This is a genomic window from Melghirimyces profundicolus (assembly GCF_003054245.1).
GTDB lineage: Bacteria > Bacillota > Bacilli > Thermoactinomycetales > DSM-45169 > Melghirimyces > Melghirimyces profundicolus.
In genome coordinates this window covers 77532-91907 of the sequence record NZ_QBKR01000005.1, presented here as the reverse complement: position 1 = coordinate 91907, position 14376 = coordinate 77532, and the positions used below count along the sequence as shown (strand labels likewise).

12 protein-coding genes are annotated in these 14376 nt (G+C 56.2%); all 12 read right to left on the bottom strand.

The window, feature by feature from the left end:
* Positions 1-125 precede the first annotated feature (125 nt).
* Positions 126-1373, bottom strand: a complete 1248-nt coding sequence (locus C8P63_RS05230; protein ID WP_108022293.1) for a UDP-N-acetylglucosamine 1-carboxyvinyltransferase — start codon at positions 1371-1373, stop codon at positions 126-128.
* A 128-nt stretch (positions 1374-1501) separates the two neighbouring features.
* On the bottom strand, positions 1502-2149 hold the full coding sequence (fsa, locus tag C8P63_RS05225; RefSeq protein WP_108022292.1) for a fructose-6-phosphate aldolase: 648 nt from the start codon (positions 2147-2149) through the stop codon (positions 1502-1504).
* A gap of 54 nt (positions 2150-2203) precedes the next feature.
* Positions 2204-3058 carry a class II fructose-1,6-bisphosphate aldolase gene (fba, locus tag C8P63_RS05220; RefSeq protein WP_108022291.1) on the bottom strand — a complete coding sequence of 285 codons (855 nt, stop codon included), beginning with the start codon at positions 3056-3058 and terminating at the stop codon, positions 2204-2206.
* Positions 3059-3749: 691 nt separating this feature from the next.
* On the bottom strand, positions 3750-4577 hold the full coding sequence (kce, locus tag C8P63_RS05215) for a 3-keto-5-aminohexanoate cleavage enzyme (RefSeq protein ID WP_108022290.1): 828 nt from the start codon (positions 4575-4577) through the stop codon (positions 3750-3752).
* Between the two features lie 25 nt (positions 4578-4602).
* Complete coding sequence (gene kal / locus C8P63_RS05210) at positions 4603-4998, bottom strand: 3-aminobutyryl-CoA ammonia lyase (RefSeq protein WP_108022289.1); 396 nt, start codon at positions 4996-4998, stop codon at positions 4603-4605.
* Positions 4999-5028: 30 nt separating this feature from the next.
* Positions 5029-5406 (bottom strand): response regulator, encoded by a 378-nt coding sequence (locus C8P63_RS05205; RefSeq protein WP_108022288.1) that lies wholly within the window; start codon positions 5404-5406, stop codon positions 5029-5031.
* A gap of 409 nt (positions 5407-5815) precedes the next feature.
* Positions 5816-7432 carry a CTP synthase gene (locus C8P63_RS05200; RefSeq protein WP_108022287.1) on the bottom strand — a complete coding sequence of 539 codons (1617 nt, stop codon included), beginning with the start codon at positions 7430-7432 and terminating at the stop codon, positions 5816-5818.
* A gap of 186 nt (positions 7433-7618) precedes the next feature.
* Positions 7619-8065 carry a DNA-directed RNA polymerase subunit delta gene (gene rpoE / locus C8P63_RS05195; RefSeq protein ID WP_108022286.1) on the bottom strand — a complete coding sequence of 149 codons (447 nt, stop codon included), beginning with the start codon at positions 8063-8065 and terminating at the stop codon, positions 7619-7621.
* Between the two features lie 168 nt (positions 8066-8233).
* Entirely contained in the window at positions 8234-11497 is a 3264-nt protein-coding gene (gene icmF, locus C8P63_RS05190) for a fused isobutyryl-CoA mutase/GTPase IcmF (protein WP_108022285.1), read from the bottom strand.
* Positions 11494-12144, bottom strand: coding sequence for a TetR/AcrR family transcriptional regulator (locus tag C8P63_RS05185; protein WP_108022284.1), 651 nt, complete (start codon positions 12142-12144; stop codon positions 11494-11496). Before C8P63_RS05185 ends, icmF begins: the two co-directional genes overlap by 4 nt.
* 4 nt (positions 12145-12148) lie before the next feature.
* Positions 12149-13132 carry a methylmalonyl Co-A mutase-associated GTPase MeaB gene (gene meaB / locus C8P63_RS05180; protein WP_108022283.1) on the bottom strand — a complete coding sequence of 328 codons (984 nt, stop codon included), beginning with the start codon at positions 13130-13132 and terminating at the stop codon, positions 12149-12151.
* Entirely contained in the window at positions 13129-14271 is a 1143-nt protein-coding gene (locus tag C8P63_RS05175; RefSeq protein WP_108022282.1) for an acyl-CoA dehydrogenase, read from the bottom strand. The genes meaB and C8P63_RS05175 overlap by 4 nt, the downstream gene beginning before the upstream one ends.
* Positions 14272-14376: the final 105 nt, after the last annotated feature.

The following is a 14376-nucleotide window of genomic DNA, read 5'->3' as shown; positions in this document are numbered from 1 at the left end:
GTTCCGCCGGGTGCGGTGGAAGCATTTCACCCGTTTTGCCAGAAATAACGTAACACATTCATCTTTATATGTTACACTATTCCCCCCCAGCGGGTGAACCCTCCGGAATCACAGAAAGGGGACCATCATTTCCGCCAGACTTCCGCCCCGAGGGAACGCAGCTTGTCATCCAGAGCCTCATATCCCCGGTCGATATGTTCCAACCCGAAGATTTCCGTCACACCTTCCGCCATCAAACCGGCTGTCACCAACGCCGCCCCGGCACGAAGATCCGTCGCCCGGACAGGCGTCCCGTGCAAGGATTTTCCACCCCGAATGACCGCGGTTCTCCCGTCCACGCGGATGTCGGCTCCCATCCGGCAGAGCTCGTCTACATGCTTGAACCGGGAGGAGTAAATGTTGTCGGTTACCAAGCTGAGACCCTCCACCCCGGTGAGAAGGGAAGTGAAAGGCTGCTGCAGATCGGTGGGAAACCCGGGATAGGGAAGGGTCTTGATGTCGATGGGTCGGTAATTTCCGTTCCCCTTCACTCTCAGGGATTCATCCCCCTGTTGCACCTCCACCCCCATTTCCCGCAACTTGGCCGAAACAGGCTCCATGTGCCAAGGGATGACGTTTTCCACGATGACGTCGCCCCGGGTGGCCGCCGCTGCAATCATGTAAGTGCCGGCTTCGATCCGGTCCGGAATGATGGAGTGACGGCAGCCTTTCAAGGAACGGGAACCCCGGATCCGGATCACGTCGGTTCCCGCTCCGTTGATCCGGGCTCCCATCGAAGCAAGCAGGGTGGCCACATCGATGATCTCCGGTTCCTTGGCCGCGTTTTCAATCACAGTGACGCCTTCCACCCGGGAGGCGGCCAGCATGATATTGATGGTGGCTCCCACACTGACCACGTCCAAATAGATCCGGGCCCCTTTCAGCCGGGAAGCGCTCACATGAACGCACCCCTCTTTGTGAGCCACTCGGGCTCCCAGAGCTTCAAATCCTTTGATGTGCTGATCGATCGGGCGGGGGCCCAGATTGCACCCTCCGGGAAGACCGACGACGGCTTCCCCGAAGCGGCTCAGGAGCGCTCCCATCAGGTAGTAGGAAGCCCGCAGTTTTTTTATTTTTCCGTTGGGCATCGGTACTCCGCGAATTCCCCGGGGGTCGATTTGAAGTTCGCTCCCTTCCCTGGTGACGGAAGCTCCCATGTCCCGGAGAATATCAGCGAAAATCTCCACATCCTTTATTTGAGGCAGGTTTTCAATGGCCGTGGGTGAATCCGCCAGTATCGCGGCGGGTATCAAAGCCACCGCGCTGTTTTTTGCCCCGCTGACCGTCACCCGGCCATGCAGGGGACGACCTCCCTTGATCATGATTTTTTCCATCCCGACCCTCCTCCTCAATCTGCGTCGGGCCGACGGACAACCCGAATTCCCATGAAAAGGGAAATCCGGCGGCGACGGGCCACCCCCGCACCGCCGGAAACCTGATGATCCTGACCAACAGCTCCCGCTCAACCTTTGTTCGCTTTTTCCCAATCCCTTTTAAACCGATCGATTCCCTGCACCGTCAAGGGATGATGGAGCAACTTCTCCATCACTGCAAAAGGCAGGGTGGCGATATGCGCTCCGTTTTCCGCCGACTGAGTGACATGGAGGGGATGGCGGATGCTTGCCGCGATGATCTCCGTGTCGATCCCATGGACATCAAAGATATGGGCAATTTGGGCAATCAATTGAGCGCCGTCCTGATCGATATCGTCCAAACGCCCGAGAAACGGGCTCACGAAGGTGGCTCCCGCCCGTGCGGCCATCAGGGCCTGATTGGCGTTGAAAACCAGTGTCACATTGGTTTGGATCCCTTTTTGGGAAAACCGGTGGACGGCTTTCAGACCTTCCGCGGTCATGGGAACTTTAATCGTGATCTGATCCGATATGGCGACCAGTGGTTCTGCTTCGGCCAACATCCCCTCGGCATCGTCGCTCAACACCTCGGCGCTGACGGGTCCATCGACGATTTCGACGATTTCTTGGAGCACTTCCCTGAAATCCCGGCCCGATTTCGCCACCAGGCTCGGGTTGGTGGTGACGCCGGAAAGGATCCCCCATTCGTTTACCGTACGAATTTCGTCTACTTGGGCCGTGTCAATAAAAAATTTCATCGCGGCTCACCTCCAAATGGTGGGGCAGTCGTGGGCAACTCTCCCACTCAACCTTCAGGCCTTGCCGGAACTGCCGAACAGGCGCATCTTTTCTTTGACAGTCTCTTTGATGGCTTCGCGACCGGGGCCGAGATACTTGCGCGGGTCGATCATTTCCGGGTTTTCGTCCAACAGCTTCCGGACCGCCCGGGTGCAGGCCACTTGGCTCTCCGTGTTCACGTTGATCTTGCCGACCCCAAGGCCCACCGATTTCCGGATCGATTCGTCGGGAACACCCGAACCTCCGTGAAGGACGATGGGAGCGTCGATTTTGCTGCTGACTGCTTCAATGATGTCGAACCGAATTTTCGGTTCCCCTTTGTACATGCCGTGGGCGGTCCCCACCGCAATCGCCATAGCGTCAACCTTCGTCTCCTCCCAGAAGCGGATCGCCTCCTCGGGGTTGGCCAGGGCAGCGTCGGCTTCATCCACCTGGACGTCGTCTTCCACTCCGCCGATGGTGCCCAGTTCACCTTCCACCGAGACACCGACGGCATGGGCCGCCTTCACCACTTCCTTCGTCAAACGGATGTTCTCTTCAAAGGGATAGTGGGAACCGTCAAACATCACCGAGGAAAATCCGGCTTGGATGCACTTCATGGCCACTTCGAAACTGCTTCCGTGATCCAGATGGAGCGCCACGGGAACCCCCGCTTCCTTTGCGGCGATTTTCGCCATGGCCACGACGTAATCGAGTCCCATGTAGCGCATGGCTCCTTCACTCACACCGAAAATAAACGGCGACCTTTCTTCCTTGGCTGCAGCAGCGATGGCTTGGGTGAATTCCAGATTGTTCATGTTGAACTGCCCCACCGCAAATCCTTCTTTTTTGGCACGGGGGAGAAATTCGGTCATGGGTACCAAAGACATAAAAAATCCTCCTCGTCTGAATTGGGTTCGTCGTTTGGTTCGGGGAAGGGAAGAACCCCCGCTCAGGTGTGCTGATTAACTATATATTGAGCCGGCGGATCGTGTCTTACCACGCGGCCGTCAGCCATCCGGCAATGGAGTGATGACTGTCTGCTTCGAATACTACCGGAAAGGACAGGGGGCAAAAGCCCTTCGGGAAATGGCCCCCTGAACGCCCTTCCGAAAGACTTCCCGCCGGGAAGGATGGAAGCTTGCTCAACACTCACAGAGCACAAATACGCTCCCTTCCTGCCCGGTCACTGGATAATCAACCATCCTGAGCCCCGATATGTACGGAATCCTGTCCGGGGTTGAACGGACAGGGCGATCCGACATGTTCAGTGAGCCCCCTGAAGAGCAAAGGGCCACTCGGGGGAAAGGGATAAAGCGCCGGCAGAACCCTTCTCCGAACACGGCCCCTCTGTGTCCGTTCACCCGTAGTTTAACACAAACCCCACGGCTTGGCGTATGGAATCTTCCAGTGCCAACCGGAGCGGCTTCGGGTAAACGCTTCCCTTCTTCTTCTGAGCCTGACCATTCATCACTACGCTTCCGGAAGAAAACTTTTCCAGAGGCAGCCCGGTACTTCACCCCCCGGTTTCGTCCCTGTTTTTAAATAAAATTCCACTTGAAAACCTGTTTTAATCGTTGTTTACCCTTCCCTCCCCTGCGGGTTCAACCTCAGTATCTGCCGGGCTTCATCGGGGGTGGCCACCTCCCGCTCCAGCTCCCCGGCGATCCGGCGGATCCTTTCCACCAACCGGGCATTGGTGGCCAATTCCCCTTTCCGGTAATAGAGATTGTCCTCCAGTCCGACCCGGACGTGACCGCCCAGGGTGATCGCAAGGGCCGCCATCGGCAGCTGGTGCCGGCCGATCCCCGCCACCGTCCAGGTGGCCCCTTCGGGAAGTTGGTCCACTAAAAGAAGAAGATGCCGTGCCGTGGCCGGAATCCCTCCCGGCAGACCCATGACGAAGTCGAAGTGGAGATGGCCCGTCACCCGTTTTTCCCGGACGAGCTGAAGCGCCGTGTGCACCATGCCGGAATCGAAAATCTCAAATTCGGGACGCACGCCGTAATGGGCCATCGTGTCCGCAAACCGGCGGATTTCCCCGGGTGGGTTGTAAAAAACATCTTCTCCGAAGTTGACGGTCCCCGTAGTCAAAGTGGCCATCTCCGGACGAAGGCTGACCGGCTGCAGCCGTTCCTCCGCCGACATGCCGACGGCACCGCCGGTGGAAACCTGGATGATGATCGGGCAGCGTTTCCGTATTTCCCGGATGGCCGCTTCATAGAGCTCCCGACTCTGGGTCGGTTTTCCTTCCCCGTCCCGCACATGAATGTGGGCGATGGAAGCCCCCGCCTGAAAAGCCTCGAAAGCGTCTTTCCCGATTTCTTCCGGGGTAACCGGTAAATGGGGGGTATCCTCCCGTGTCACCTCGGCCCCGACCAAAGCGGCGGTGATGATCAGTTTATCCATGGCAGTCCTCCTTGCGAAGGCGGTTTTACCGGTTCAAACGCTGTCGTTCCTTGGGGACCACACAGGTACCAGTGGCTTTCGCCACCAAAACCGGCTCCTCCAAAACCCGGGCGGAAGTGGGTGCGGAAGGATCGATCCGGGCTTCGATCACCTTATAAGCGGTGAAGCTCATGGATCGTGAGGTGTTTCCCGTGCGGGTAATCCTTCCCTTCGCTTCAATGTAGTCCCCCGCATATACCGGATATTTGAACTCCACCGAATCATAAGCGACAAAGAGACCTTCGTCCCCGTCATGACGGATCAGAAGTTCCGTCGCAACGTCACCGAACAGGGCCGTGATCCGCGCTCCGTCCACCAAATCCCCGGCGTAATGGGCGTCTCCCTGACTCATTCTCAGACGGATGCTGACTTCTTCCGACATCCCGTTTCCCCCTGTCTCTGTGTTTTTGCTTTATGATGAAGAGGTGAGCTGTCGGAGCACCTCCTCCTTCAGTTCCACAATATCGAAGGGTTTGGTAAAGTGGGACAGCGCACCCAGCTTGGAGGCTTCTTCCACCATATCCAACTCTCCGTATGCAGTCATCATGATCACTTTTGCATCGATTTCTTCTTTTTTTAGATTCCTCAATAACTCCAGACCGTCCATGCCCGGCATTTTCATGTCCAGCAGGATCAGATTCGGCTTTTCCGCACGGATGATGTCCAGTGCCGTCTTGCCGTTGGCTGCCTGATACAGTTGGAATCCTTCCCGGGAAAAGACTTCTTTCAAAAGAACCCGTATTCCGTATTGGTCGTCCACCACCAACACCTTTTGATCAGACCGTGACATTCCAGTACCCTCCTTCCGGGGAATGGTCTCCCGCCGTTTGACTCATATTCCGCCCCCCTCCCTTCTTCCTGCTGCGCTCGTACCGGGTTCAAAATATGTATGACAGGTCTGCCCAACTTTCCACTCCCCATAAAGAGACCTTCATTTTAATTAATTCGGACGGGAAACACATTTTTCCTGCAATTTTCTGTAATGAAACATCCTCCGATCATGCAAATCGAAAAAAAATTCCTTATTTCACCGAATAGATTTAATCTATGAAAGAGAGTCCCGCTTTTTTGAAGAGAAATGTCTTCTTATGAAAAGAAAAATATACCGCCTCCTTTCGCCGTTTTCCGAAGAAAAGCATTTCGATCCGCGTAAAAAACCGCACCCTTCGCTTTCCGAAAGGTGCGGTTTGGTACGGCTCTCATACATGGGCAGCTTTCAGTTTGGCATTGAGCGCCGCCGCGACGAAATCACGGAAGAGGGGTTGGGGACGGTCAGGGCGGGAGGTGAACTCGGGGTGGAACTGGCAGCCCACAAACCACGGATGATCTTTCAGTTCCACGATTTCCACCAACCGTCCGTCGGGGGACGTCCCGGAAAAGACATAACCGGCTTCTTCCAAGGGTTCACGATATTCGTTATTAAATTCATAACGGTGTCGGTGGCGTTCATAGACCAATCCGTTGCCGTAGGCCTCCTGGGCCCGGGTACCGGGGGTCAATTTGCAGGGATAAAGACCGAGGCGCATGGTGCCGCCGAGATCTTCGATCTCTTTCTGTTCGGGAAGGAGATCGATCAGCGGATAAGGGGTTTCCGGATCAATCTCGGAACTGTTGGCCCCTTCAAGCCCCAAAACGTTTCGTGCCCCTTCCACACAGGCGACCTGCATCCCCAGGCAGATTCCGAACATGGGGATCTTTTGCTCCCGGGCATAGCGGATGGCGGCAATTTTCCCTTCAATGCCCCGGTCACCGAAGCCGCCGGGCACCAATATTCCGTCGGCTTCTTTGAGTACTTCGGCGGCGTTGTGATCGTTGACTTCTTCGGCGTTGACCCAGATGATCTCCACTTCCGTATCATTGGAGAAACCGGCGTGGTTCAGGGCTTCCACCACACTCATATAAGCATCTCTCAAGGCCACGTATTTTCCGACAATCGCGATTTTGGTGCGGTGGGTCAGATTTCTCACTTTGTTGACCAGAGCGACCCAGTCCTTCATATCCGCCTCCCCGCATTTCAGCCCCAGATGCTTCACCACGATCGAATCCAGGCTATCGGCCTGAAGCATCAGAGGTACCTCATACAGTGTCTCGGCGTCCCGGGCCTCGATGACCGCCTCCCGGTCGATGTCGCAGAAGAGCGCGATCTTTTGTTTCATCTCTTCGGACAGCGCCCGTCCCGTCCGGCAGACGATCACGTTGGGCTGGATCCCGATGCTGCGCAATTCCTTTACGCTGTGCTGGGTCGGTTTGGTCTTCAACTCACCCGTGGCCGACAACTCGGGAATCAGGGTGCAGTGAATGTACATGACGTGATCCCGTCCGACCTCGCTCTTGATCTGACGGATCGCCTCGAGAAACGGAAGGCTTTCAATGTCCCCCACCGTACCCCCGATTTCGGTAATCACCACGTCGGGATGGGTTTCCCGCGCCGCCCGGAAGACCCGATCCTTGATTTCGTTGGTGATGTGGGGGATGACCTGAACCGTTCCCCCGAGATAGTCTCCCCGCCGCTCTTTATTGATGACGGCCGAATATACTTTCCCGGTGGTCACGTTGCTGTTTTTGGAAAGGTTTATGTCGATGAAACGTTCATAGTGGCCCAGGTCCAGATCGGTTTCCGCCCCGTCATCGGTAACGAATACCTCCCCGTGTTGATAGGGACTCATCGTTCCCGGGTCCACGTTGATGTATGGATCAAATTTTTGAATGTTTACGTTCAATCCGCGGTTTTTCAACAGCCGACCCAACGATGCGGCCGTAATCCCTTTTCCGAGGGATGATACCACACCGCCCGTCACGAAGATAAATTTAGTCATGAATCCGCCCTCCTCCGATTATCTTACCCAGTTTACACTTGCCCATTAGAAAAAAGCGCCTCCCTTTACAGGGGGCACTTTTTAAAACGGTTTTATTGGACGGCAACCGGGTCGCCGTCCCGTAACCATATCAATCATCACTCAGCCCATGAGCTAGTTTACCTTCGGCCCTGTGGTTTGTCAAGCTCAGTCTTCTTCTTCGTCCAGTCCGTCCTCTTCGTAATCCGACTCATCGAAGTCGTCCTCTTCGGAGTCGTCGCTTTCCCCGTCGAAGTCGAGATCCTCTTCTTCGAAGAGATCCTCTTCTTTCAGGTCTTCATCGGAATCGTCGTCCTTCACATTCTGGGCAACAGCGGAGTCCGTGGCCTGCTCCAAGGGATACCAACGCTTCAGTCCCCACAAACTTTTCCCGATGCAGATGAAACGACCGTCAATGTTGATTTCCGTGTAGAGCTGGGCGATCAGCCGGCGGGTCTCCTCCTCCGAAAACCCTTTTCGCTTGGCTACTTCCTCCATCAGCTGCCGATACAGCATCGGCTCGCCTTTCTCTTTCAATATATGATGAGCATGGTCGACCATGGGGATCTCCCGCACTCTTTCTTCTTCGCGCTTTTCGGCCAAATTTTCAGGCATGGTGGCACATCCTTCCTTCTACAGGGTCCGGATTTCCGCTTCTTCATTTTCCGTATGTCTATTTTAACCAAAAGCGATGGGAAGTCAACCAGGGGTTGCACCGCACGCAAGAGGGGGCAAACCACCGGAAAATGAAGAAGCCGGCCCAAAAAAGGCCGGTTTCCACGATCACATGTTGCGTCGGTACTCTCCCCCCACTTCAAACAAAGCATCGGTAATCTGCCCCAGACTGGCGTAACGGACGGTGTGCATCAGTTCTTCAAACAGATTTCCATTTTCCCGGGCGACTCGTTTGAGGCGTTGAAGGGCTTCTTTGGCCTGTTCTTGGTTTCGTTCCTGGAAGTTTCGGAGATTTCGAATCTGGGAATCCTTCTCTTCCGGGGTGGCCCGGGTCAGCTGATAATCCGCCTCTTCTTCCTCTCCTTCTTTCAGGAAGGTGTTCACACCAATAACGGGCAATTCGCCGGAGTGTTTCTTGGTTTCGTAATAAAGGGATTCCTCCTGGATTTTCCCCCGCTGATACTGGGTTTCCATCGCCCCGAGAACGCCGCCTCTGTCACTGATCCGTTCAAACTCCGTCAACACCGCTTCTTCCACCAAATCGGTCAGTTCTTCCACGATGAAAGAGCCTTGAAGGGAGTTTTCATTTTTGGCCAAACCCAGCTCTTTTGTGATGATCAGCTGAATGGCCATCGCCCGACGCACGGATTCCTCCGTGGGAGTGGTGATGGCTTCGTCATACGCGTTGGTGTGAAGAGAGTTGCATTGGTCATAAATCGCCATCAATGCCTGAAGGGTGGTGCGGATATCGTTGAAATTCACTTCCTGCGCATGGAGGCTCCGACCGGAGGTCTGAATGTGATATTTCAATTTTTGACTGCGTTCATTGGCACCGTACAGCTTTTTCATCACCACGGCCCAAATCCGACGGGCCACCCGTCCGATCACCGAGTACTCGGCGTCCAGGCCGTTGCTGAAGAAGAAGGACAAGTTGGGGGCGAATTTGTCGATGTCCATTCCCCGGGACAGATAATATTCCACATAGGTAAAGGCATTGGCAAGGGTGAAGGCCAGCTGAGAAATCGGATTGGCTCCCGCTTCGGCGATGTGATAGCCGCTGATGCTGACCGAGTAATAGTTTCGCACATGGTTGGCGATGAAGTATTCCTGGATGTCCCCCATCAACTTGAGTGCAAAATCCGTGGAGAAGATACAGGTGTTCTGCCCTTGGTCTTCTTTCAGAATATCGGCCTGCACCGTCCCCCGTACCGTGGACAGAGCCTTGGCCCGGAGCTTTTGCGCTTCGTCTTCCGAAGGCTCCCGGCCTTCCTGCTCCCGGAATTGATCGAGTTGTTGGTCGATGGCCGTGTTGAGAAACATCGCCAGGATCATCGGTGCCGGGCCGTTGATCGTCATGGAAACGCTGGTATTGGGTGCGCACAGGTCAAAACCGCTGTACAGTTTTTTCATATCTTCCAGGGTACAGACACTGACTCCGCTTTCCCCGACTTTTCCGTAGATATCGGGTCTTTCATCGGGATCCCTTCCGTACAGCGTCACCGAATCAAAGGCGGTGGAGAGACGCTTCGCCGGTTCCCCTTCGGAAAGGTAGTGAAAGCGCCGATTGGTCCGCTCCGGCGTCCCCTCTCCGGCAAACATCCGCTTGGGATCTTCATCCGCCCGTTTGAAGGAAAAAACACCAGCCGTATAGGGAAAGCGGCCGGGAACGTTTTCCATCATTACCCAGCGAAGGATTTCTCCCCAGTCTTCAAACCGTGGAAGGGCCACTTTGGGAATTCGGGTTCCGGACAGGGTTTCCGTGAAGAGGGGTGTCCGAATCTCCCGGTCCCGGATCTTCACCGTGTACTCCTCCTGCCGATAAGATTCCTTCAGAGCGGGCCACTCTTCCAGGTGGCCTTTGGCTTCCGGTGTCAGCCGGGATTCCACCTCTTCCCGTGCCTGGTCGAGGCGGCGGAGCACTTCATCGGACTCCGCACCCCCGTGTTCCTCGAGGGTTTCCCGGCTTCCTTTCAATTGATAGGCTTTGCGGGCCAGGCGCGACTGCTCTTCCACCTCTTTCCGGTAGCGCCGGACCGTACCGGCCACATCCCGAAGATAGTGGGCCCGTTCCGGCGGGATGATGTGCAGGATTTCCGGTTCCCCGGCTCCTTCGTTCCAGCCGGATTCCCAGTCCAGTTCCAGCTTTTTGGACAAACGGTGGATCAACTCACGGTAAAACCGGTTGGTTCCCGGATCGTTGTAACGGCTGGCCATGGTGCCGAACACAGGGATCTCATCATCGGGGACATCAAACAGGTGGTGGTTTCTCCGGTATTGTTTTTTGACGTCCCGGAGGGCATCTTTGGACCCTTTTCGATCAAATTTGTTAATGGCGACGAGATCGGCGAAATCCAACATCTCAATCTTTTCCAACTGGGAGGGGGCCCCGAATTCCGACGTCATCACATAAACGGAAAAGTCGCTGACTCCCACCACATCGGAATCCCCCTGACCGATCCCGCTGGTTTCCAGAAAGATCAGGTCAAACCCGGACCGCTTCAGGATGGCCAGAGCATCCCGGGTGGCACCGGAAAGTTCGGAACGGGTCTTCCTCGTGCCCATGCTCCTCATATACACCCGGGGATGATGAACGGCATTCATCCGGATCCGGTCTCCCAGCAGTGCTCCCCCGGTCTTCTGTTTCGAGGGATCGATGGAAAGGACGGCCACCCTTTTTTCCGGAAAATCCTCAAGGAAACGGCGAACCAACTCATCAGTCAAGGAACTTTTTCCGGCTCCCCCCGTTCCGGTGAGTCCGATGACGGGAACTTGGGTTCCGCTTTCCTCCTCCGATTCGTTCAGAACGGCCCGTGTCGCCGACGCTTCTCCCGACGATCCCGTAAGGGCTTCCCGCTCCGCCAGAGTAATCAGCCGGGCGATGGCGCGCGCGTCTCCTTTTCGGGCGGCCTCCGACTCCCAACTCACTTGTTCCACCGTGGGAAAATCACAGCTCTTCACCATGAGGTTGATGATTCCCTGCAATCCCATCTGACGACCGTCTTCCGGGGAAAACACTTTGGCAACCCCGTACTCTTCCAACTCCCGGATCTCCCGGGGAACGATCACCCCGCCGCCACCGGCAAAAACCCGGATGTGGCCGGCTCCTCGCTCCTTCAGCCGGTCGATCATATATTTGAAAAACTCCATGTGTCCCCCCTGATAGGAGGAGACCGCAATCCCCTGGACATCTTCCTGGACCGCCGCGTCGACGATCAGGTCGACCGAACGGTCGTGTCCCAGATGGATCACTTCGGCACCGCCCGCCTGCAACAACCTGCGGAAAAGATTGATGGAGGCATCATGTCCGTCGAACAGACTGGCAGCGGTGACAAAACGGACAGGATGTTTCGCCCGGTACACCTCTGTGGTCATGTCATTTCCCTCCCGTGTTCGGACGGTTGCATTCGGTCAAGCAACAGGGCGGTTTGACAACGGGTGTACTCTTCCAAGGAGTAATCCCCATTCAGCGCCCATCTCCGGAACGTCCACATCTGACCGAGGACCATGATGTTGTGGGCCATCAATTTCACCGTGGACGGGTCCAGGATGAGCGTGCCGTCAGCAATGCCCCTTTTCAGGATCTCTTCAAAAAACGACGTGATCTCCTCTTCTTTTCTGAGGACGTAAGACATCGCCTCCCGGGGAAGGGATTTGGTCTCCTGATAAATCAGGAGCACATAATCACTCATTTCCTCCATCACCTTGAAATGCTGGGCAATGGCCCGGGTGAGCCCTTCCCTGCCGGTTCCCGCTTCCGCCAGAGCTTTTTTCAGACGCTTCTCCAGCTCGGAATGGATGTATTCGCAAACCAGGTAGAGCACATCCTCTTTGCTTTGGATATACTCGTACATGGTTCCGATGGAAAGGCCGCATTCCCGGGCAATCTCCCGGGTGGTGGTCTTGTGAAATCCCTTCCGCACAAACAGATCGCATGCGCCCCGGATGATCTGACGCCTGCGCTTTTCCACAAGCCGACGGTTTTTCACCATGGAGGGAATCCGCTTCGGGTCCCGGCTCATCTTTTCACTCTCCTTTCCCGCCGATCAGATCCGACAGCCACTTTCGGGCCATTCGGTGGGGACTCGACCCGCGGGAATGGACGAGCTCCAGGTCCGACCGGAAGGCGGAAGTGTCCATCCGATCAAGGAGCAAGCGCTGAAGCCGTTCTTCGATGATCGTTTGAACTTCCCGGCGCAGGTGGGAACGGCGGCGATCTTCCCACAGTCCGTGCTCCCGCATAAACGTCCGGTGTTTCTTCAGTCCGGACCAGAGATCTTCCGTTCCCCGGCCCGTCTTCCCTTCCGTCCGAATGACAGGGGGGAGCCACCCTCCTTCCCCTTTGGCCAGATGAAGCATTTCCTCGATGTCCCGAACCAGTTTGTCGGCTCCTTCCCGGTCGGCTTTATTGACGACGAAGAGGTCCGCCGTCTCCATGATTCCGGCTTTGAACACCTGGACCGCATCCCCGCTTCCGGGGGTGAGAACCAAAACCACGGAATCCGCCATATGCATGATCTCGATTTCCGACTGGCCCACACCCACGGTCTCGATGAAAATGGTGTCGAATCCGGCGGCATCCAACACCCGGGCCGCTTCCCGTGTGGCTCGGGCCAGACCCCCGAGGTGTCCCCTCGTCCCCATACTGCGGATGAATACACCGGAGTCCAGAGCATGGCGCCCCATCCGGACCCGGTCCCCCAACAAGGCGCCCCCGGTAAAGGGACTCGTCGGATCGACGGCGAGCACACCGACGGTAAGACCCGCCTTCCTCAAGTGAAGGGCCAACCGGTTCACCAGGGTGCTCTTCCCCGCTCCGGGGGCCCCTGTCACTCCCACGAGAAAAGCGCTTCCCGTATGAGGATAAAGGGATTTCAACAGCTTTACCCCCCGGGGATCCCCGCTTTCAAAGCAGGAGATCGCCCGGGCGATCGCGCGCCGGTTGCCGGCGAGAATTCCGTCGGCCCATTGCCGGATGTCTTTCCCCCCACCTTCCCGAGGTTCGGTCATTCTTTCATCAGGTGGCCGGCAATCACCACTCGTTGAATTTCGTTGGTTCCTTCATAGATCTGGGTGATTTTGGCATCCCGCATAAAGCGCTCCACCGGATACTCCCGGGTATAACCGTAACCCCCGAAGATCTGGACGGCTTCCGTGGTGGCTTCCATCGCGGTATCCCCGGCATAGAGTTTCGCCATCGCCGACGCCTTTCCGTAGGGGAGGCCTTGGCTCTCCAGCCAGGCTGCCTGGTAGGTCAGAAGACGCGCCGCTTCAATTTGGGTGGCCATGTCGGCGAGCTTGAACTGGATGCCCTGCAGCTTAGCGATCGGCTTGCCGAATTGCTTTCGATCTTTGGCGTAGGCGACAGCCGCATCCAGAGCGCCCTGGGCGATCCCGACAGCCTGGGCGGCAATCCCGTTCCGCCCCCCGTCCAGGGTCATCATGGCGATCTTAAAGCCCTCCCCCTCTTCTCCGAGGCGGTTCTCCAACGGGATTCGACAGTCCTCGAAAACGATTTCCGTCGTCGGGGAGGAACGGATGCCCAACTTCTGTTCCTTCTTTCCGATGGAAAAACCGGGGGTCTCTTTCTCCACGATAAAGGCAGTGACCCCGTGGTGTTTTTTCTCCGGATCGGTCACGGCGAAAACGATGTAGATTTCCGCCTCCCCCCCATTGGTAATAAAAATCTTGTTCCCGTTGAGAATGTATGAATCCCCATCCCGGACGGCGGTGGTCCGCATCCCTGCGGCATCGGAACCGGACCCCGGTTCGGTCAAACCGTAGGCGCCCAGTTTTTTCCCTTGGGCGAGCGGCTTCAGAAACCGTTCTTTCTGATCCGGAGTCCCAAATTTGTGAATCGGCCAGCTGGCCAGGGACAGATGGGCCGAAAGGGTGACTCCGGTGGAGGCGCACACCCGGGACAGCTCCTCCACCGCAATCACGTAACTCAAAAAGTCGGAGCCCACGCCTCCTTCTTCTTCCGGCCAAGGAATCCCGGTCATTCCCAGTTCACCCATCATGTCAAAAATGGAACGGTCGAACCGCTCCTGTTCATCCCGTTCGGCGGCGGTGGGAGCCACCTCTTTTTCTGCGAATTCCCGGACCATTTTCCGCATCATTTCATGTTCTTCACTCAGTTTGAACTGCATGGTGAGCCTCCTTTGCTGTCACCGCTGAGGTTCAGGGGAATGCCCCGGAAGTATGGTGAAAAAGTGAGCGGGGGCATTTACCCGAGTCGCTGTTTTGGGTAAACA